Origin of the sequence: Mariniphaga sediminis (genome assembly GCF_003573545.1) — a bacterium.
In the GTDB taxonomy this organism is placed as follows: Bacteria; Bacteroidota; Bacteroidia; order Bacteroidales; family Prolixibacteraceae; genus Mariniphaga; species Mariniphaga sediminis.
The window spans coordinates 131881-152226 of record NZ_QWET01000010.1; the positions used below are offsets into that span (position 1 = coordinate 131881).

The following is a 20346-nucleotide window of genomic DNA, read 5'->3' on the forward strand; positions in this document are numbered from 1 at the left end:
CAAAATTTTTAAAATTAATTTTCATAAAGCGCTACACACAACGCTGCGAAATCGCCAATGGAATCGCCCAGCAAAGCAGGTTTTATCTGACACACTTCCACTGCTGCAGGAATGGCTTCCTGTTCCAGAATCCGATCGACATGTGGTTTAAATAACATTTCATTCCGGGCGTAAATACTTCCGATAACAATACACTCCGGATTGATGATATCAATCAATATGGCAAGCCCCCGCCCCAGATATTCGCCTGAAATCCTTATAATTTCCCCGGCAGTCGGGTCGCCGGCATTCGCTGCTATTGCAACGTCTTTGGCAGTCAAACTGCCTGCTTTCTCTTTATCGGGACAAAAGTCAACGGCTTCTCCGTTATCCAACTTCTCAGAAACCACAGATGCAGCTAACTGTGCAATTCCGCCGCCACTGCAAAAACCTTCGAATGAGCCGGCTTTTCCAAAACCCACCGGACCATTTTTGGCCAATCTCACATGGCCAACCTCGCCGCCCAAATCGTTGGTGCCGGCGTACAGTTTTCCGTCCAGAATTAATCCGGATCCCATTCCGGTTCCAAATGTCAGGAAAATCATATTTTGGGTTCCTTTGCCGGCGCCCATTAACCATTCGGCCAAGGCGCAGGCATTAGCGTCGTTTTGAACTGCTGCAGGCACACCATATTTTTCGCTAAAAATCTCGACAATAGGCACACTGTCCCACCCCGGAAGATTGGGAGGCGAATAAATTACACCTTTCTTCGAGTCGAGTGGGCCACCACAACTAATGCCAATCCGGGCCAAATTTTCTTTTGGAAATTCGAGAAACAATTCATCAATGTGCCGGTGAAACTCCTCGAGGATTTCAACATATCCTCTTTCGACCCTGGTTTCAAACTGAACCCGACGATGAACTGTAAAGTTTTTATCGCCTACTACAATGGCACATTTGGTCCCTCCAACATCAATGCCCATATAGTATTTGTCACTTTCTGTAGTCATAGTTTCTCAAAATATTAGTGTTAAATCGGTTTAGCAAAAGTATAAAAATTATCTCTCGCTGGATCTTCTCACAATAAAATTTGTTTTCAATGTTATTTTTTGAGGCTTTGATTTCTCTTTGGAAGGGCTCATCAACTCCATTAAAACCTTTACAGACTGACTTCCTATCTCCGTTAAGGGCTGTGCAATTGCCGTAATGGTGGGGTTACTTATCCGGTAAGCATCCGGGTCATCAAAACTAACCACCGCCACATCATCCGGAATTTTCACTCCCAGTGAATGGATACATTCCAATCCCATAATTCCTATTTTACTGGTCGTAAACAAAATAGCATCTGCCCGTTCTTTTTCCTCCTGCAATAGCTGTTTTATTGCCAATAAAATGTCATTTTTTTCGTGTGTAAAGCTGACTGTTTTAATCCGTTCTTCTAAAACCTCTAATCCTGAATCTGCCAGCGCACTTTTATACCCCTCCAAACGCTGGTTCATATTTATCAGATTACTCTGCGTAGAAAGGCAGGCGATTCTTCTGTATCCCTGCTTAGCCAGATGCATCGTTGCATCATAGGAAGCCTGAAAATTATCGACAACAATGTAACTCGATTCTATTTGAGGGAAATAACGGTCGACTAAAACATAAGGAATTTTTCTTTTTTGCAATTCCTGAATTTGTGCCTCGCTTCCGGTCGGGGGTGAAATAATAAAGCCGTCCACCTGCCCCTGCATCAGCATTCCAATTTGTTGCTTCGATTTTTCCGCTTTTTCATCAGAACTGCAAAACATCACCCTGTAACCGTGTTTCGACGCTTCATTTTCAATTTCGCGTCCCAGTTTTCCAAAAAACGGGTTGGCAATATCGGCAATAATCAGACCGATGGTATTGGTTTTTCCGGTTCGTAACCCCTTGGCAATCTGGTTTGGCTGGTAGTTCAGTTCCTTTGCCAATTCAATAACTTTCCGGCAAACTTCTTCACTGATACGATGCTCTTTTCCCCTTCCGTTTAATACCAGAGAAACCAGTGTTTTTGAAACGCCGAGACGCTCTGCAATATCATTTAAAGAAGTTTTTTTCATGTTTTTACTTGTTCTTTCCTGCGGTAAAACATGCCTGGCTGGCTTGCTCAATCAGACAGGGAACCTGTCACTTAAAAAATGTTATTTGTAAAAATTCTGCTCCTGGCTCATCTCATTTTTCCCTGTTGGTTGATACCTGGTCAACAAAACTAATCAATTATTTTTATTGAACGGATGCCATTGAGTGGCCTCCCGTTTCATTTCAGAAAAAATGGCTTTAAAACTTCCCGCCTGGGGGCTGCACGCATAAATACCCAGGTTCACCTTTTCGAACGGAAGGTGCATATGCAGCATACGCATTTGGTTAAAGTTTTTACCATCGACCGAATTTTCGATATAAAAATCCTGTCCGCAACGGCTCAAACGGTACCACATTTCATTGGAAGATGATGGAATATCTGTGGTTGCCCAGTCTGAATATCCCCCATTTGTAACCACTGAACCGACTCTTGAAAAAGTCTCATTTTCATACTCTACAGAAGCTTTTATCCAGTTATCGCAATCGATGTACATCAATACCCCACACTGATCATATAGGTTCCGGGCATCTTCAAACCTGGTTTTTACCGTGTAAGTAAAATCGCCTGTTGTTTCGGTCAGAAAAGCATGGGCATCGTCCTTCCTGAAACCGTAATAAGTCCTTTGCCACAAGTCAGTGTCCGGTTCGGTCACCAACACCAGTTCATCCCTTTTTATTTCAAATTTCGAAGGAGGGTTTAACCAAAAATAATTTTGAAAAACTGATTTATCCATCGTTTTCAATCTTTATGCTATTTTATTCAGCCAATTTAAGCCGCTTTTTCTCCCATCCGTGATCCACATATTCCCAGGATAAAACGGCATCATTTACTTTGATGTAAAAAAACCCTTCGCGGGTGTTGTGTCTTCTGCCCTTCCAAGCGTTTCCGGCAATGGAGCCTCCGGTAATAAAATGAAACCAGTCGTTCACAAAACCTTCTTCTTTCCAATGAATATGCCCCTGCAAAACCAGTTTCAGGTTGTAATTTTCAAAAAGCGCAAAAACCTCATCCGCATTTTCCACTGTGCGGGTACCGCTTCCTCCGTTGACGAATTTCCAGGTAGAAATGAATGGAATGTGCGTAACAACCACTACCGGCGTGGTATTGTCCACCTCTTTCAAATCGTTTTTCAACCATTGCAGTTGTTCCCCATGCACAAAACCTTTGTAGCGTTTATCCTCTGTAACATCCAGTGAGTTCAGCACAATAAAATGCCATCCTTTGTAATTGAAAGAGTAATAAGTTTCACCCAGGTAGCGCTCAAACATTCCGTATTTATAATCGGGGTGGTTTTCACCTTCAGGACTTTCTTCATAAATAGCAAATAAATCGTGGTTGCCTAAACAATGGTAAACCGGCATATTGAATCCTTTGCTCATATTTTTGTACAAGGTAAACAAAGAATCACTTCGCTGCTGGTTTCCGCGCAGGGCATCAAAAATTAAATCTCCTCCGGTGAGCACAAAATCAGGATTTAGCCGGTTTACCTCATCGATAGCCATCTGAAAGCCTATGGGCGCATTCATGTCAGGCCGAATATGAATATCAGTCAGAAACACAAATTCAAAGGAATTACTTTGTGCCTTTGCAGCTCCTTGTGCGGTAACATGAGCCACTGAAAACAGTCCCATCAAAACCGCAAACAGAGCACTAAATAACAAATACTTACAAAGATTCATCCTTGACATAACATTCAAATTTCAAATAATAACACTCCCCGGATCGTCCACTGATTTCTGTCCGTTAAAAGCTCTGATTTGATTTAAATCCTGTTTCAGCTTTTGAGAAAAGAGGGCAATGTCGGAACTGTGAATCACGATATTAATTCCTTCTTTCAACCATTTTATCTGCCGGTCGGGCGATTCGGAGAAATGAATCCCCACCGCCACATTCCCCTGTCTGCAAGTGCGGATAATATATTTCACCCGCTTTTCAAATTCGGGGTGATCGTATTCTTCCGGCAGCCCCATATTTACGGACAAATCGTGGGGACCGATAAAAACAGCATCGACCCCGGGAACGGCAATCAAATTTTCAAGGTTTTCCACGGCCGGGATACTTTCAATGTTAAGGATACATACATTTCCCCGGTTAAAATTCCGGATGTAGTTCATCAGTTCCGGCTCCGGAGAATCCGGATCGTCCAGGATTTTTTGCAGTTGTTTCCCTTTCAGCGGCCTGTATTTTACGGCACCTGTCAGTTCTTTCACCTGCTGAATGGTTTCAATATATGGGGCCAACACCCCTTTGGCGCCGGCATCCAATATTTGAGAGGCCAGCACCGGATTGGCTGATGCAATCCGCACAACAGGAGTAATTCCCATAGCACTGTATGTCTGGCACATTCGCGCAACATCCGAGCGTTCAAGCGGAATGTGTTCCGTGTCAATAAAAACAAAATCGAGCGCGGCTCCTTCCACTGTTTTTGTCCATAGCGGAGCATGGGAAGTAATGCTGGTCCCGTAAACCGTTTTTCCCTGTTTCAATGCAGAAAGCAATCCTTTTTCCATCTGATCTTAAAGTTTTCCGTTAAAATAATATTAACCTGTTCTCTCTTATTAAAAACATAAAATCGATCGAACAAATCAAAATTCTATCAAATTAACTGCAAAATATTGAATGTATCTACAATTATGTTGGCTGATTTTTATATAATATTGATTCCCGGCATTTTGTAAAGAATCCAATTTTAAACCGCTCTGAAAATACACATTATCCATCCTTTCACAAAAGACAATTAATCAGAAATTCCGGATAAAATACCAAAAGCTTTTCATCTCCTGACGCTGTACCTTTGTGAATGAATTCACAATTCATATCATGAAAAAAACGCTCATACTTGTTTTACTTGCTTTTTTTGCCGGAAAAGGATTTTCGCAGCATATTGATTTAACTGAGGCCCAAATTATCTGTTTCGAAAAGAAAGACAGACGCGTATTAAAAGCGTTGGATGTCTTGCAGGAAGAGACTGAAAAAAGGAGCAATATCCGGCTTTCCGTTGCGCAGAGTTGGCCACGGAAAAGCCACCCGGCAATTGCCGTTGGATTAGAAAAACACATTGAAAAATTCCCTGAGGAATACCGGCAGGTTATTACTGAATTACCATCCATTCAAAAAGAAGGGTACAAAATTGCTGTTGTAAAGGAGTCGCAAACCGTTTTGGTAATCGGAAAGGATAACCGCGGTCTTTTGTATGGAATAGGGAAACTGCTGCGCAAAATGGAAGTCCGTCCGGGGCAAATTCTGGTTCCGGATGATTTAAATATCGCATCTTCTCCGGCCTACCCCATTCGCGGACATCAGTTGGGATACAGACCCAAAACCAATTCTTACGACGCATGGTCGCCAGCGCAGTACGAAAGCTACATACGGGACCTTGCCATTTTTGGAGCAAACGCCATAGAGATAATGCCACCCCGCACCGACGATGATTTTACCAGTGTGCACATGAAACTACCGGCTATTGAAATGATTGCGGAACAATCAAAAATATGTGATGCCTATGGAATGGACGTTTGGATGTGGTACCCCAACCTGGGGCCAAACTACACTCATCCGGATTCCATAAAAAAAGAACTTGATGAACGCCTTGAAGTTTTCAAAACCGTTCCCCGGTTAGACGCCCTTTTTGTTCCGGGCGGAGATCCCGGTGAGGTAGAACCCGATGTTCTTTTTACCTGGCTTGAACAGGTGGCCGATGCCTTGCACCAGTATCATCCCAAAGCCAAAATATGGGTTTCCCCCCAGGTTTTTAAGCCTACGCAGGAATGGTTCGATGTTTTTTACCGGCATGTCAACCAGCGATACGATTGGTTTGGAGGAGTGGTTTTCGGTCCGTGGATAAAAACGCCCATTGCAGAAATCCGGAAAATCATTCATCCCGACATACCTATTCGCCGGTATCCCGACATCACACACAGTCTCAGTTGTCAATATCCGATACCTGAATGGGATTTGGCATATGCCATTACCCTCGGGCGTGAGTGTATCAATCCGCGCCCTTCCGACCAGAAGATAATTCATAATGCTTTTGACAATCTGGCAGAAGGAAGTATCAGCTATTCAGAAGGAACAAATGATGATTTAAATAAAATAGTGTGGAGCGATCAGGACTGGGATCCGCAAACGCCGGTGATTGAAACATTACGTGACTATGCCCGCTATTTCATTGGCCCGGATTTTACAGAAGATGTGGCCCAGGGAATGATGGCGCTTGAACGCAATATCCAGGGGCCGCTGTTAATCAACGATGAAGTAATGAAAACCCTTTACCAATGGCAGGATATGGAGAAAAAAGCGCCGGATGAAGTTCTGTCCAATTTCCGTTTTCAGATGGGGCTGATCAGGGCATACTACGACGCCTACATTTACCGGCGACTGGTTTATGAAACGGCACTGGAACAAAAAGCGCTCGAAACATTATCACAAGCCACAAAAAAAGGGGCAGATAATGTGATTCCCGAGGCGAAAGCGGTTCTGCTGCAAGCAAAAAAGTCAGTCATGCCGGAGTTACGCCAACGCTGTTTTAGTCTGGCCGATTCCTTATTCAGAAGTATCGGCGCCCAGCTCACGGTAGAAAAACACCATGCCATGAAAGGCCGCGGAAACTTTATCGACAATATTGATGTACCATTAAATAACGCGCCCTGGCTGTTATTCCGGCTTTCGGCCATTGAAAAGCTGCCGGACGAAAACCAGCGTTTACAGGAGGTTATTCAAATCGTTCAACGGAATAATCCGGGACCGGGCAGTTTTTATGATAATTTTGGCTCTCCCAAAAGTATGGCCCGGATAAAAAAAGGCATTAGCTGGGAAAAAGACCCGGGCGGACTGGAGTCACCGCGTGTTAGCTTTGGCATTGGCCTGCGGAAAGAAGAATGGGTGCATGAAGTGACAGCTGCGGGATTCGAAGGACAGGTGTCGCCCATTGCCTGGATGAACCAGGCAACCACGCTCTACAGTCAGCCGCTGGAAATTATTTATGACCACCTTGATCCACACAGCAGTTACACAATCCGAATTTCCTATACCGGTCGTTTTCGCTCCCGGATAAAAATGGTAGCCGATGATTTTCCCGTCCACGATTATATTCAAACCGGCATCCAGCCTATATATGAATTCAAAGTACCCAAAGAAGCCATCGCCGACGGCAAAGTGATTTTTAAATGGACATGTGGCGAAGGGGAACGCGGCTCGCAGGTTTCGGAAATCTGGCTGCTGAAACAATAAGGGGCAAATAGACAACACCAATTTGCCATTATCCGGAACAAGTTACTACCTCGTTACCTTCAGGAATAGTTGGCGGATGAAATTCGAAAACGACTGAAACTTATCATCGTATATGGTATCGTATTTTGATACCATTTATACCCGCAAGCCGGTTTATATTTTCGACTCCAGTAAAACCTTACGTTCGATGGATAAAAAAAACTTTTCCCCGGATACAGAGAATGTATTACTTTTATAAAGTCAAAAAATTTGAAATAAACATACAACAATGCAAGTGCCCAGGTTTTATGCTTAGCACCCGACAATTTGCATGAAAAAAACGCTTTTCAGGAAACAAACACAAAAAAGATTATTCCATTAAAAATTTTAAAATATGAAAAAGACAGAAACGATTTCAGAAAATAAAAATTACACTGCAATAAATATTGGAAGTCTAGAGGATATAAAATCCTATTCTCACATTCACCCTAAATTAGGAACGGAAATTAAAGGAAAAGTGTTTGTGAAAACCCCAAGCAAAGCAACAGGAACGGAAATTTCTTTTACTACCATACCACCTAAAGCAGAATTGGGATATTTCCATCTGCATTACAAAGACGAAGAAATATATATTATACTCAAAGGTTCGGGCTATTATCAGGTAGATGATGATTGTTTTCCGATACAGGAAGGCAGTGTTATACGAGTTGCACCTGAAGGTGTGAGAAGTTTGTGCAATACCTCAGACGAAGAGATGGTTTATATTTGCATTCAGGCAAAAGAACATTCATTGGAAGAACATACTACGGATGACGGGAAAAGAATTGCATTTACCCCAAAATGGAAAATATAAAAAACCTGAAAAGTTCCGGTAATCAAAATAAGTAGAAGATAGTTGGGTTCCATTTTAACTGGTAGCTTGCGGAAACGATTTAATACCGGAGCCAGGTCGATTAAATTGTTTTGAGATTATTGATGCGAATCAAGGGTTGAACCCTCTTCGGGGTTCTTCTCATATCCACTTCATTACCAAAAGATTTACCTGTGGCTATTATTGTTTAATCCCTTTCGGGATAAAAAAATGTCTGAAGGACATAAATAAAAATAGCCCCGTACGAAGCTCGGGGAAGGCAATGTGGGGTAAAAAAATGCATTCCTCTTATTTTGATTTTCAATACCTTCAAAAGTAACATTTGGATTACAGAAGATGTATAAAGATACTGGTAGTATAATCATGTTATATACAAGAAACAATATTGACAATTATATGACCGGTTTAATCCTGCTAATGAAAGGCCAGCCTGTAACCTGTTGGTCAAAAAGCATGGCACACATAGTGATAAATTTAAAGCACTTAACATTAAACCAACGGTTTAGTTGGATGAAAGGTAAGTGCATGGAGAAATGCAACGGTTCTTTTCTCCGGACCGTTAGAAATAATTTAAAAACCAAAAATTATCATTATGAAACCTTACCTTTTTCATTCATCATTCAATGCCAATATAATCCTGTTTATTGGCATACTGTTATTGTTGTTGTGTAATCAATCGGAAGCCCGGATTACAACGGCAACAGAACTAAGTAAAGTAAACCTGTATGCAGATTTTGGATTTCATTTTGCGGGTCAGGCATCCATAAATCTTGAAAGGCAAATTTATTCAGGAGAGAAAACAACCTGGTATGGAAGAGGAGGTGTAGGAACTGCTGGTATTATTATGGCAAACGGAGGATTCGGTGCTTTAGGAGCTATTACAATGCTCACGGGCAAAGGGAATAAACATTTTGAAATAAACGGGGGTACATTTATAGGGAAAGATACGGAACACGATGAAATATTTGTATACCCACTTATCGATTTTGGATATAGATATCAAAAACCCGAAGGTGGCTTCATTTTTAAAGCCAAACTCGGATTTTTGGGTATTGGAATAGGTCTCGGATATGCATTCTGACGGCTGCCTAAAAAAATAATTATGTCCAAACAGGAAGTGTTTTGATGAGACGAACCACTAAATACAGAATACAAAATATCGCGACACCTAAATACGATGTTGTTACGGGAATATGTGTTGTATTTAAGAGAGGCGATTTTTTGTATTAATTAATGGGAGCAGCTTGTTTTGTAAATACATAGTCCACGAGGGAGCACAGGTTTCATAGCATTCTACGGCAGGTGTCAATCCTTCGTGAGTGAACACCAAATGAGTTTTCCCTTCTTTTTCACTAATTTCAAATATTACCTTAGTTCCGGTCCATTCATCTTTTTTCGCAATATAACCGAAATCGCTGTCTGTAATAAGCCAAACTATTTTTTTGTGGGGTATTACTTCTACCAACTTTTGCCTGGAATAATGTATTCCTCCCGCAGCACTAAAGCTAAACTCATCATTAAGGTTTACGCTCCTCCCCATAATTTCTTCCGAATGATACCCGGACCACCACTCACGGACATTGCTAATCGCCTGGAATACTTCTGCTGGAGTTTTCTCTGTAAGTAATGTAAGTGTAAAATTTGATGTTGTCATTTTTCTGAAATTTAATTTATCTGCAAATTTAATGTCTGGAATACACTTTTAAGGGGTGCAAAACAGACATCTTCACAGGTTGATTTAGACACACTAATCTTTTATCTTTGCTAAAAAGAAATTCTTATGAAACACATTACCATCATAACTCCTGACGGACAGAACAACCTGAGTAGTATTGTTGGTGCATACAAAATTTTTTCAAGAGCCATTACGTATTGGAAAAAACAACATAAAAGGGAATCGTATACCGTTGTATTAGCCGGGCTCTCAAAAGAAGTGGAATTCTATGACGGTTTATTTACCGTGAAGCCGCATATGCACATCTCTGCCATCCCAAAAACCAATCTTATCATCATTCCGTCATTAAACCATAACTACCAGGAAGCAGTAACTGGTAACAAACCACTGATTAACTGGATTGAAGAACAATATAAAAACGGAGCAGAAGTCGCCAGTATATGTACCGGAGCTTTTTTGCTTGCCTCTTCAGGGTTGTTGAACGGTAAATCCTGTTCGACACATTGGGCATTTGCAGAGACCTTCCGGGAAATGTTCCCCAAAGTCAATTTACAAACCGACAGGTTAATTACAGATGAAAGTGGAATTTACACCAATGGCGGGGCATACTCTTTCCTAAATCTTATTATTTATTTGGTAGAAAAATATTTTGACAGGCAAACAGCCATATTTTGTTCCAAAGTATTTCAGATTGAAATAGACAGGCAAAGTCAATCGGCATTTATCATCTTTACGGGACAAAAGTCGCATAGTGATGAAATGATCAAGCAAGCACAAACCTATATTGAAAACAACCTGCACGAAAAAATATCCATTGAAAACCTATCAACGAAATTAGCCGTTGGCAGACGGAACTTCGACAGAAGATTTATTAAAGCTACAGGTAATACTCCTGTTGAATATACCCAAAGGGTAAAAATAGAAGCGGCCAAGAAAGCGTTTGAAACGAGTCGTAAAAACATCAACGAAGTGATGTATGATGTAGGTTACTCAGATGTTAAAGCATTTCGTGAGGTATTCAGAAAAATTACGGGAATGTCACCATTGGCGTACAAAAACAAATATAACAAGGAAGCAATGTATTAAACCAGCGCACCATAAAAACAACAAAAAATGTCGTCTTCATAGTGTTTACGCAGTGAACGCTAAAATTGCATGTACAATACTTTCAGTTCCGGGATCAGGTATTCGTGAAGCTACGATAAAAAGTCAATCGGATGCATGAATAAAGAAACCTAAAGCACTGCAAGACCTCTACAAAAATAGAGAATGCTAAATACGTTAAATCAGATTGTTATCCGGAAAATACTACAAAGCCAGAACAGTCAATATTTCTGAATAGTTAATGTAAAAAACTTCATGGCTGACAAAAAAAACATTAAAAAAACTTGCGTAGTCAAATAGCTACATATATATTTGTAGTCAAATAACTACACAATGAATTTAAGACGCGATGTATTTCAGGCCATTGCAGACCCAACACGAAGGGCAATACTTCTGCTATTAACTGCCTCACAATCCATGACAGCAGGTATCATAGCCTCAAACTTTAATACGGCAAGGCCCACCGTTTCAAAACATCTGCAAATACTCACCGAGTGTAAACTACTCGAACAGGAGCAAAAAGGCAGGGAAATATATTATCACTTAAATCCTCAAAAAATAAAAGAAATAGCTGATTTTATTGAACCATTTCGCAAACTGTGGGATGACAGGTTCAATAAACTGGAAAGCATCATGAAAAACTACAATCCCGATAACTATCAGAAAAACACATAATTATTATGGAAAGAAAAACAAAGGTCCATGCTGAAGATGGCAAACAGGAAATCCTGATAACAAGAGAATTTGATATACCCCTTGAATTGCTTTTTAAAGCATATACAGAGCCCGAAATTGTTGAGCAATGGATGGGAACAAAAGTACTTAAACTGGAAAATAAAAAGCACGGTGGTTGGCAGTTTGAAACAACCGATCCCCAGGGGAATGTAGTATTCCGGGCCAACGGAACCATCCATGAGTTTGTTCCAAACGAAAAAATTACCCGGACATTTGAAATGGAAAATACATCCTTCCCCGTCCAGCTTGAATTTTTGGAATTTAAAAAAATTACGGATGATTCTGACAGCCACCGCAGCAAACTCAGCATGCAGATTATTTTCAGATCGGTTGCATACAGGGATCAACTGCTACAAATGCCCTTTGCCCTAGGTATAAATATGGCACATAACCGATTACAAAATCTCGTTAACAAACTTAAATAACTCTTCATGAAAAAGACAAAAATAAACCTGCCAAACAGTAAAGCAACTAAAATCATCTATTGGTTTGCCACTATTTGGCTTGCATTGGGGATGCTCTCCACAGGAATCGTACAGCTTCTAAAACAACAGGCAGATATAGAATTGATGGTACATTTGGGATATCCTGTTTATCTGTTAACCATACTTGGTATATGGAAAATACTTGGTGTAATCACAGTTCTAATTCCCGGGGTCAGATTATTGAAGGAATGGGCCTATGCAGGTTTTTTCTTTGCTATGACAGGGGCGGTATTTTCGCATATTGCCAGTGGAAGTAACGCCATCGATTTTTTTGGACCTGTACTGTTACTCATGCTGACCATAACTTCATGGTATTTCAGACCTATCGATAGAAAGTCAATAGCAATTACCCTCTAATATTCCAGAGTTTTTCGGACGATTAAACAAATTATATCACAGGTTTAAATCGAACCGGAATCGGGTTTTATTGTTATTCAACAATAATACGGTATGTATTTACACAATAAGTTTGAAGGTCGTTTTTTATGGTAATATGGAAACAACAAGCCCACTTATATAACTAATAATTAATACCATGAACAATTCCAGCAAAAAATTATCCTCAAAAGAGGTGGAAGAACTACTCAGCGTATTGAAAGATCGTTTTGAGAAAAACAGGAACCGCCATGAAGGTATGGAATGGTCTAATGTTCTGGCGAGACTGGAGACCCATATTGAAAAATTGTGGACGCTCAACGAAATGGAAGAAACCGGCGGGGAACCAGATGTTGTTGGGTATGATAACCAAACAAGCGAATACATTTTTTATGACTGCTCGGAGGAAAGTCCGAAAGGCCGCAGAAGCCTTTGCTACGATCAGGAAGCGCTGGAATCGAGAAAACAGCATAAGCCAAAAGACAGTGCTGTGAATATGGCTGCTGCTATGGGAATTGAACTTCTAACAGAAGAGCAATACCGGGAGCTGCAGCGATTAGAAAAGTTTGATTTGAAAACATCCAGCTGGGTGCAAACACCTGCGGCAATTCGGAAGCTCGGTGGCGCCGTTTTTTGCGATCGCCGTTACAATCATGTTTTTCTGTATCATAACGGAGCAGATTCTTATTATGCCGCCAGGGGATTCCGCGGCTCGCTAAGGGTGTGAATTTATGCAACTTAGTCTAAAAATGACATATAAAAGTCGTTTGTATCTCTCCCTCACCCTTCATCCTAACCATATAAAGAAGGACAACATTTTGAACACACCGCCAGAATCAAAATAACTTTACGCCGGCGATTGCCCCGAAATACTTACCTTCTGTTTCAGGAACAACCAGCTTCAATAGTGTTGTGTAAGCGCCGATCTCCACCAACTGTAATGTTTTAGTTCCAACTCTTCCGTTGTTGGAAACGGGAAATAAAGGAAATATTCTCTTTCTCCAACAAAAAAGCCGTTTTTGATGGTGCGGAAAGAAAGGTCGCCCCGCATAAACCGTAACACCGTTTTGGTCAGTTTTCCTTTTGTTTCCTTTAATGTCAGCAGGCATTCCCGTAAATGATCCGGATTTGGATAAGGCAGGTTGTGCAGTGGCGCACCCGGGTTGGTAGCCAGTTCATTAAGCAGCAGTTCGGCAAAAAACAACTTAGGCGTGGAAACCGGCTTTTGAGTATTCGTTAAAAAACGAACAAACTCACCGGGCAGCAATTTGCTTGCCACCCGCGTAGTCGCCGGATTAAACTGCTGATACAGATGAATTTCATCGGATTCAATTTCTTCATACTCAGACGACTCAATTCCCAGTACTTTACCATCGTAGGTGGCAAGATAAAGTTTTTTGATGGCTGCCAGCGGTGTTTTTTCCAGTACCCGGTAAATACCGAAAAATACCGAACGTTTTGGCTCTCCATTCGCATATGGCACAAGCCTGGCATCAATGTACTCGTGGGGCAGTTCTTTCATTTTCCCCGGATCAAGTTCAAAAAAAATGTTTTGTCCGCGGGTACGTTTTTTAGTGCCGACTGACAGGTAGTGGCCGAAATCTTCCGGCTTCAGGTGCGATGCAATAAACGATTCGGGAGTAAACACCAGGTAATAATACTTTTCCATGGCTGCATTTTTTTGTTTTCCTACATAAAGTTACTGAAAAACAGCTGTGTTGTCAATGACTTAACACAGAAAATATGCAGGTATTCTCCCGTTGCATGTTTCTCTTCCATTCCCCGCTCAACACTTCCGGACGCAAAGCGGAACAAACAATTCGTCTGTTAAATCCAAATTAACAGGTGAAACTCAAATCATAGTTTTATTATCTATCAAAAAAATATTAACCTGAAGGACAGCTGAGAAAATCAGTTATACCGATATTATAAATAGTGAGCCGGCGACTCTAAGGCTCCGGCTCAATATAATTTAAATATATTTTTCAATCCCTGTTGGCTTTAAGTGCCAAACAGTCAAACATCAGGCTATATCAAAACGGTCAAGATTCATTACCCTGGTCCATGCTGCCACAAAATCCTGCACAAACTTATCCTGTCCATCCGCACTTCCGTAAACTTCTGCCAGGGCACGAAGCTCCGAGTTCGAACCAAAAATAAGATCAAAGCGGGTGCCTGTCCATTTAAGCTCTCCCGTTTTTCGATCACGACCTTCAAACAGATCTTCTGATGCTGAAACAGACTTCCAGGTGGTGCCCATATCAAGCAGGTTAAGGAAGAAGTCATTTGTAAGTGTCTCCGGATTTTTAGTAAAAACGCCGTGTTGCGACTGATCGAAGTTCGCATTCAGAACACGCATGCCTCCCAAAAGAACAGTCATCTCAGGCGGGGTAAGTGTCAGCAATTGCGCCTTATCAATCAACAGGTTCTCTGCCGGGTATTTTTGCCCAGGCTTCAGGTAGTTACGAAACCCGTCTGCAACCGGTTCAAGGTACGCGAACGATTCCACATCGGTTTGTTCCGCTGTGGCATCGGTCCTGCCGGGAGTAAAGGGCACTACCACTTCATGTCCGGCATCTTTTGCGGCTTTTTCCACTCCGACTGTCCCACCCAGCACGATCAGGTCGGCCAGTGAAACTTTTTTGCTCCCTGATTGTGCGTTGTTAAACTCCGTTTGGATATTTTCCAGCTTGCTAATTACTTTTGCCAGCTGAACCGGGTTGTTTACTTCCCAGTCTTTTTGTGGTGCCAGTCGGACACGCCCTCCGTTGGCTCCACCACGCATATCAGAACCGCGAAACGTTGATGCCGAAGCCCAGGCCGTACCTACCAGTTCCGGTACAGAAAGCCCTGAATCAAGTATTTTTTCTTTCAGTACAGAAATATCCTCTTCGCTAACCAGTTCATGCTCAACAGCCGGAACCGGATCCTGCCAAATCAACTCCTCATCAGGCACTTCCGGACCAAGATAACGTGATTTGGGTCCCATGTCGCGATGTGTCAACTTAAACCAGGCACGTGCAAATGCATCCGCAAATTCATCCGGGTTTTCATAAAAGCGCCGGGCAATCTTTTCATAATCGGGGTCATACCTTAACGAAAGGTCAGTGGTAAGCATAAATGGCGCATTTCTTTTTCCGGGAATGTGCGCATCAGGTACGCTACCTGCTCCTGCCTGCCCCCTGGGTTTCCATTGGTAAGCACCCGCCGGACTTTTTGTTAGTTCCCACTCATAATCGAAAAGGTTTTCCAGAAAGTTATTACTCCACCTAGTAGGCGATTTTGTCCATGTTCCCTCCAGGCCTGAGGTGATAGTATCTTCGGCATTCCCTTTTCCAAACTTATTACTCCAGCCGAGCCCCTGCTGCTCTATTGGGGCAGCTTCGGGATCCGGGCCAAGATTGGAATCGGGAGCGGCTCCATGTACTTTTCCAAACGTGTGTCCGCCAGCAATAAGCGCCACCGTTTCCTCATCATTCATGGCCATACGGGCAAACGACTGACGGATAAAATAGGCCGCCTTTACGGGGTCAGGCTCGCCATCAGGCCCTTCCGGGTTCACATATATCAATCCCATATGGTCGGCAGCAAGCGGCCCTTTAAGTTTTCCTTCTTTGCTGTGGCGCTGGTTTTCCAGCCACTCGCCTTCCGGACCCCAATAAATATCTTCTTCCGGTTCCCAAATATCTTCACGTCCACCTGCAAAACCAAAGGTTTTGAATCCCATAGATTCAAGGGCAACATTCCCTGCCAATATCATTAGATCGCCCCAGGAAAGCTTCCTTCCATATTTTTGTTTGACAGGCCAGAGCAAACGGCGGGCCTTGTCGAGACTCACATTATCCGGCCAGCTATTCAGCGGAGCAAAACGCTGGTTTCCTGTGCCTCCGCCGCCGCGACCATCCGCTACACGGTATGTACCGGCACTGTGCCACGCCATACGTATAAAAAGTGGTCCGTAATGACCAAAGTCAGCCGGCCACCATTCCTGGGAGTCGGTCATCAATGCATGCAGATCTTTTTTCACTGCAGCCAGGTCAAGACTCTTAAACTCCTCCGCATAGCTAAAGTCTTCTCCCATCGGATTTGACTTCGCAGCATGCTGACGCAGAATGTTCAGATTCAATTTGTTTGGCCACCAGTCACGATTTGTTGAGCCTCCTCCATGCATCTGAGTGTGCGGAACCGGACACTTACTTTCATCATTCTCATTGTAACTTGCATTTGAATGTGCATTATTTTCCATATTGTACTGATTAATTAATTGCTTCTACTGACAAATTTGAAATACTTCCTATTAATAAATCTTATCTGTCTATAATGATAACTTATGGAGTTAATCTTAATTCCATAACTCTTGCAAATTACGAAATTACAGGTCGTTAAAAAATAAAAACAAGTGAATTGTAGTATTTGTTTGACGGGGTTGTTAATACAACATCTTTCCTACCCAAGAGAATCGGGTTCTTCTTCAAACATCTGAATAAAATCAATTTCCAAAATACAACCATAAACAATATAGAGCCATCTAAAAGTTACTTCTGAAGGAAAAACGATAAAAATGGGAAAGACAGACAATGTCTTACCTCCCTTTTGAGAAATGACTACGCAAGATTGTAAGAAGCAGAAAAAAATTATTTCCGGTATCTTTGAATAAAAGCAGCCAGAGATATTCCCATATTTGGATAATTGATATAGGGATGCGGGTTCCCTCTTTGAACTGGAATACTTCTTTTTCCCGTATACTCGGAATAAGGTTTTGTATAAGCAGAATCTGTTGAGAAGTTATATCCGTTTATATTATCAATGGCAATTCCCGCATCAACAACATAAATATTTTCCGCCTCTCTTTTATCAAAATTCTCAATAATATTCTTGCGAAGCTCCCACATACAAGCATTTTGTTTTGTTGTGAAATCACCTGCCTCATTATCCAATATACCACAAGAAGAACAGGGAATCATCAAAACAAATTTACCAGCTGGAACGGCTTTATGATATGAAGCAACTAATTTTTCCATTTGTGTATTCCATAAAGAAAAATCAATCATTGATGGATCTGCCGCTCCTCTAAAATCATTTAAACCAAGAAATTCCACAAGAATAGAAGGAGCCTCCAATTGCCACATCGACAAATATTTCCCATAATCAAACCCCCACTCAAAATCTTCATACTTCACCTTCTGCCACTTTTTACCATCGTATTTAACATAGGTGGCCAGTGAGTTATCAAACATGATATCATTTTTTTCAGGATTCTTCCTGTAACCCGTTTTTTCATCAAAAAGCAGCGATTGTATACCAAACCGGCCAACATTGTATGTTTCATCAAAGGTCCGGTTATCTTCCGGTTGCAAACGAATGGCATTGGCCAGTTTCCAGAAAGCTGTTGCTCCCCAGTATTTATGATCATCGGCAGGCTGCCAGAACCCGTTATAAGCATCTGTACGTTTATTGGTAACGGTAAAATATTTATTCAGAGTCCAGCCACCCCGGCCTTCATCTGCTTGTCCTGAATATCCTTTAACCTCACGCAATCCTATCATTTCAATATTTGGCACATAGCCTTTCTCCAATAGTGCATCTTTAAAAAAAGCTCCATGCGTATAACTATCGCCAATGATTGAAACCGTAACTGTATTTTCTCCACTACCCCTTTCTCCAACAACAATGGTGGATGTAACAGACTTTATTGTATCGAAATAATCCTGATTAATTAAAGATGCAACCACCGAGGTTCCATCTAACGGATTATTAATACTTACTACTCTTTGAAAACGTCTTCCGTATTTTGCTGTTCCTGAAAACCTGACAACATCCTGAAAAGGCCTCCACCGTCTTATCAAAGGTTCTATAAAAATGTTGTTCTGAACCTCTGAAAGCATATATATTTTTGCGGGAAGACAAATGTCATTTTGAAATGGCTCATGTCCCTTATTCCTTGAATTCTGAGCTACTACTGACAAACTGAACCCTAAAAAAATAAAAGTAAATAAAGTTGACTTCATGTACACGCCCTCTGTTTAACTAATTTATTGTTGAGCAGATTTTTATCCAAAAGGTTCTGCAATTCTCTGCCACCCTTTCAATACTTATATAAATTTTGGAAACTGTCCGTTGGTTTCTGTTTCCCAAAAATCTCCTGTAATGATCTTTAGAAACTAATAAACCTCCACATTGGAGATAACCGGGCAAGCCCTTGAATCATTAATACGAAGTCGAATTTGTTCGGTTTCAACTGGTTCCATCTTCACAATGCGTTTAAGTCCGATGGTAGTTCCTTGTGCAACCTGTTGCCATTCTCCATTTTTAAACACGTCAACAGAAAATGATTTTACCCGCTGTCCCAGTTTCAAATATTCCTGAATCAAAACATAATTTACCCGCGTTGGCTTTTCAAACGTTACAGAAATAGTCCCTGTTTTTACATCATCATTTGTAGCCCAGTAGGTTTCTTTATTTCCATCTGTTAATTTAGAAGCATCAAAATTGTCTGAATTTCCACGATACGAATCTACTTCAATTTTTGCGCCAGCTGCCAGATTTGTGGCAAACGTTTTATCTATTTTTTCCTTCCATCCTTTCAGCGAAGCAATGTCCTGCTCAGGAATCAACCCGCGCCTGTCGGGTGTCACGTTTAATAACAGCGGCGCCCCTCTGCCCACTGAGTTAAGATAAATATCATACAACTGATCGGGTGTTTTTACCAATGTATCTTCCGAAGCGTGATAAAACCAACCATGCCGAATGGAAACATCTACTTCGGCCGGCATCCAAACATTTCCATTTATATCACCCGTATTTAATACTTTAATACGCTTTTTTCCCATCGCCAGCAATGTATCGGGATTAACCATATTCCAATTTGTTTCACCAATATATCCCTGCTCATTTCCGCACCAGCGGCTTTCGGTAAGCGAATTCCTTGCATCGCCGCGAATAAGAGTATTGGCATTATGCTCCTTTACAATTTTAAAAGTTTCATCCCACTTGTAATATACCTGATCATCTATTTTACGTGTCTCCCTTGCTCCTCCGTAATAGCCGTCTCCACCATTTGCCCCGTCAAACCAAATTTCAAATATGGGCCCGTAATTATCCAATAATTCATTTAACTGATTCTGATAATATTCGACATAGGCAGGTCTGCCATATTCTGCGTGATTCCTATCCCATGGAGAAAGATAAATTCCGAACTCCAAATCATTTCTGTCACAAGCCTTTTTCAACTCTCCCACTACATCGCCATTACCATTTTGCCAATTGATGTTTTTAACTGAATGGTCGGTAAACTCGCTGGGCCATAAACAAAACCCATCATGATGCTTTGCCGTAAGAATAGCCCCTTTAAATCCTGCCTCTTTCAATGTTTTTACCCATTGCTCCGGGTCAAAATCAACAGGATTGAAAACATTCGGGTCCTCATCCCCATATCCCCACTCCTTGTCAGTAAAAGTGTTTACGGTGAAATGAATGAAGGCGAATAACTCTTTCTCCTGCCAATCCAGTTGTACCTGCGTCGGCACCGGGAAAACAACATCCGGAGGTGCTACTTTATTTTTATTTATACATGCGGATACAATTACCAGGAATACAAAATAAATTTTTCTCATAACCACCTATTTATCTAATTTTTCTCAAATATGCGAAAATTATGGTAAATACCCTTTACTTCTTCTTTCTGATTGAAACCTCCCATTCAGTTCAAAGTCCCTTTTTCCTGGCCTACAAAGGATTGTCCTGTTAAAACATAAACTTCGGGAAATAGTCATTCAGTCCCGCTACCGGAACTGAATGACTTCCCCAACCC

18 protein-coding genes are annotated in these 20346 nt (G+C 41.5%); 8 read left to right on the top strand and 10 right to left on the bottom strand.

Annotated features, from left to right (window positions below; all coding sequences use genetic code 11):
• Positions 1-14: 14 nt before the first annotated feature.
• The 5 genes from D1164_RS14375 to D1164_RS14395 all read right to left on the bottom strand — a co-directional run bounded on the left by D1164_RS14375 (position 15) and on the right by D1164_RS14395 (position 4593).
• A complete protein-coding gene (locus D1164_RS14375; protein ID WP_206611020.1) occupies positions 15-989 on the bottom strand; it encodes an ROK family protein in 975 nt (324 codons plus the stop codon).
• A gap of 48 nt (positions 990-1037) precedes the next feature.
• A complete protein-coding gene (locus D1164_RS14380; protein WP_147372194.1) occupies positions 1038-2063 on the bottom strand; it encodes a LacI family DNA-binding transcriptional regulator in 1026 nt (341 codons plus the stop codon).
• Between the two features lie 153 nt (positions 2064-2216).
• Entirely contained in the window at positions 2217-2816 is a 600-nt protein-coding gene (locus D1164_RS14385; protein ID WP_119350699.1) for a DUF1349 domain-containing protein, read from the bottom strand.
• A 22-nt stretch (positions 2817-2838) separates the two neighbouring features.
• Complete coding sequence (locus D1164_RS14390; RefSeq protein ID WP_119350700.1) at positions 2839-3771, bottom strand: metallophosphoesterase family protein; 933 nt, start codon at positions 3769-3771, stop codon at positions 2839-2841.
• 12 nt (positions 3772-3783) lie between these two features.
• Positions 3784-4593 (bottom strand): HpcH/HpaI aldolase family protein, encoded by an 810-nt coding sequence (locus D1164_RS14395; protein WP_119350701.1) that lies wholly within the window; start codon positions 4591-4593, stop codon positions 3784-3786.
• 310 nt (positions 4594-4903) lie between these two features.
• On the opposite strand from D1164_RS14395, the gene D1164_RS14400 reads away from it, so the two are divergent.
• The 3 genes from D1164_RS14400 (at position 4904) to D1164_RS14410 (ending at position 9243) form a co-directional block, all read left to right on the top strand.
• Complete coding sequence (locus D1164_RS14400) at positions 4904-7312, top strand: alpha-glucuronidase family glycosyl hydrolase (protein ID WP_119350702.1); 2409 nt, start codon at positions 4904-4906, stop codon at positions 7310-7312.
• A gap of 373 nt (positions 7313-7685) precedes the next feature.
• Positions 7686-8144 (top strand): cupin domain-containing protein, encoded by a 459-nt coding sequence (locus tag D1164_RS14405; protein WP_119350703.1) that lies wholly within the window; start codon positions 7686-7688, stop codon positions 8142-8144.
• 610 nt (positions 8145-8754) lie between these two features.
• Positions 8755-9243, top strand: a complete 489-nt coding sequence (locus D1164_RS14410) for a hypothetical protein (RefSeq protein WP_119350704.1) — start codon at positions 8755-8757, stop codon at positions 9241-9243.
• 123 nt (positions 9244-9366) lie between these two features.
• Here D1164_RS14410 and D1164_RS14415 read toward each other — a convergent pair whose 3' ends face one another.
• Positions 9367-9816, bottom strand: coding sequence for an SRPBCC family protein (locus tag D1164_RS14415; protein WP_119350705.1), 450 nt, complete (start codon positions 9814-9816; stop codon positions 9367-9369).
• A 126-nt stretch (positions 9817-9942) separates the two neighbouring features.
• Between D1164_RS14415 and D1164_RS14420 the strand changes: the two genes are divergently transcribed.
• The 5 genes from D1164_RS14420 (at position 9943) to D1164_RS14440 (ending at position 13263) form a co-directional block, all read left to right on the top strand.
• Positions 9943-10923 (top strand): GlxA family transcriptional regulator, encoded by a 981-nt coding sequence (locus tag D1164_RS14420; RefSeq protein WP_119350706.1) that lies wholly within the window; start codon positions 9943-9945, stop codon positions 10921-10923.
• A 351-nt stretch (positions 10924-11274) separates the two neighbouring features.
• Positions 11275-11616, top strand: a complete 342-nt coding sequence (locus D1164_RS14425) for an ArsR/SmtB family transcription factor (RefSeq protein WP_119350707.1) — start codon at positions 11275-11277, stop codon at positions 11614-11616.
• A gap of 5 nt (positions 11617-11621) precedes the next feature.
• The gene (locus tag D1164_RS14430) at positions 11622-12101 is read left to right on the top strand and encodes an SRPBCC domain-containing protein (RefSeq protein WP_119350708.1); all 480 of its coding nucleotides are present in this window, start codon (positions 11622-11624) and stop codon (positions 12099-12101) included.
• A 6-nt stretch (positions 12102-12107) separates the two neighbouring features.
• Positions 12108-12518: a DoxX family protein gene (locus tag D1164_RS14435; protein ID WP_119350709.1), complete on the top strand. Its 411-nt coding sequence runs from the start codon at positions 12108-12110 to the stop codon at positions 12516-12518.
• Between the two features lie 178 nt (positions 12519-12696).
• Positions 12697-13263, top strand: a complete 567-nt coding sequence (locus D1164_RS14440; RefSeq protein ID WP_119350710.1) for a DUF4256 domain-containing protein — start codon at positions 12697-12699, stop codon at positions 13261-13263.
• Positions 13264-13437: 174 nt separating this feature from the next.
• On the opposite strand, the gene D1164_RS14445 is transcribed toward D1164_RS14440, so the two are convergent.
• The 4 genes from D1164_RS14445 to D1164_RS14460 all read right to left on the bottom strand — a co-directional run bounded on the left by D1164_RS14445 (position 13438) and on the right by D1164_RS14460 (position 20149).
• A complete protein-coding gene (locus D1164_RS14445) occupies positions 13438-14205 on the bottom strand; it encodes a hypothetical protein (RefSeq protein WP_119350711.1) in 768 nt (255 codons plus the stop codon).
• A gap of 354 nt (positions 14206-14559) precedes the next feature.
• Positions 14560-16782, bottom strand: coding sequence for a catalase/peroxidase HPI (gene katG, locus D1164_RS14450; RefSeq protein WP_119350712.1), 2223 nt, complete (start codon positions 16780-16782; stop codon positions 14560-14562).
• Between the two features lie 388 nt (positions 16783-17170).
• Positions 17171-18544, bottom strand: coding sequence for a hypothetical protein (locus D1164_RS14455; protein ID WP_147372195.1), 1374 nt, complete (start codon positions 18542-18544; stop codon positions 17171-17173).
• A 153-nt stretch (positions 18545-18697) separates the two neighbouring features.
• A complete protein-coding gene (locus tag D1164_RS14460; protein WP_119350714.1) occupies positions 18698-20149 on the bottom strand; it encodes an alpha-L-fucosidase in 1452 nt (483 codons plus the stop codon).
• Positions 20150-20346: the final 197 nt, after the last annotated feature.

Coding starts and splice junctions, on each gene's coding strand:
- D1164_RS14430 (WP_119350708.1), top strand. CDS start 11,622: ATGGAAAGAAAAACAAAGGTCCATGCTGAAGATGGCAAACAGGAAATC.
- D1164_RS14420 (WP_119350706.1), top strand. CDS start 9,943: ATGAAACACATTACCATCATAACTCCTGACGGACAGAACAACCTGAGT.
- D1164_RS14460 (WP_119350714.1), bottom strand. CDS start 20,149: ATGAGAAAAATTTATTTTGTATTCCTGGTAATTGTATCCGCATGTATA.
- D1164_RS14425 (WP_119350707.1), top strand. CDS start 11,275: ATGAATTTAAGACGCGATGTATTTCAGGCCATTGCAGACCCAACACGA.
- D1164_RS14395 (WP_119350701.1), bottom strand. CDS start 4,593: ATGGAAAAAGGATTGCTTTCTGCATTGAAACAGGGAAAAACGGTTTAC.
- D1164_RS14415 (WP_119350705.1), bottom strand. CDS start 9,816: ATGACAACATCAAATTTTACACTTACATTACTTACAGAGAAAACTCCA.
- D1164_RS14390 (WP_119350700.1), bottom strand. CDS start 3,771: ATGTCAAGGATGAATCTTTGTAAGTATTTGTTATTTAGTGCTCTGTTT.
- D1164_RS14445 (WP_119350711.1), bottom strand. CDS start 14,205: ATGGAAAAGTATTATTACCTGGTGTTTACTCCCGAATCGTTTATTGCA.
- D1164_RS14440 (WP_119350710.1), top strand. CDS start 12,697: ATGAACAATTCCAGCAAAAAATTATCCTCAAAAGAGGTGGAAGAACTA.
- D1164_RS14380 (WP_147372194.1), bottom strand. CDS start 2,063: ATGAAAAAAACTTCTTTAAATGATATTGCAGAGCGTCTCGGCGTTTCA.
- D1164_RS14410 (WP_119350704.1), top strand. CDS start 8,755: ATGAAACCTTACCTTTTTCATTCATCATTCAATGCCAATATAATCCTG.
- D1164_RS14455 (WP_147372195.1), bottom strand. CDS start 18,544: ATGAAGTCAACTTTATTTACTTTTATTTTTTTAGGGTTCAGTTTGTCA.
- D1164_RS14385 (WP_119350699.1), bottom strand. CDS start 2,816: ATGGATAAATCAGTTTTTCAAAATTATTTTTGGTTAAACCCTCCTTCG.
- D1164_RS14405 (WP_119350703.1), top strand. CDS start 7,686: ATGAAAAAGACAGAAACGATTTCAGAAAATAAAAATTACACTGCAATA.
- D1164_RS14375 (WP_206611020.1), bottom strand. CDS start 989: ATGACTACAGAAAGTGACAAATACTATATGGGCATTGATGTTGGAGGG.
- katG (WP_119350712.1), bottom strand. CDS start 16,782: ATGGAAAATAATGCACATTCAAATGCAAGTTACAATGAGAATGATGAA.
- D1164_RS14400 (WP_119350702.1), top strand. CDS start 4,904: ATGAAAAAAACGCTCATACTTGTTTTACTTGCTTTTTTTGCCGGAAAA.
- D1164_RS14435 (WP_119350709.1), top strand. CDS start 12,108: ATGAAAAAGACAAAAATAAACCTGCCAAACAGTAAAGCAACTAAAATC.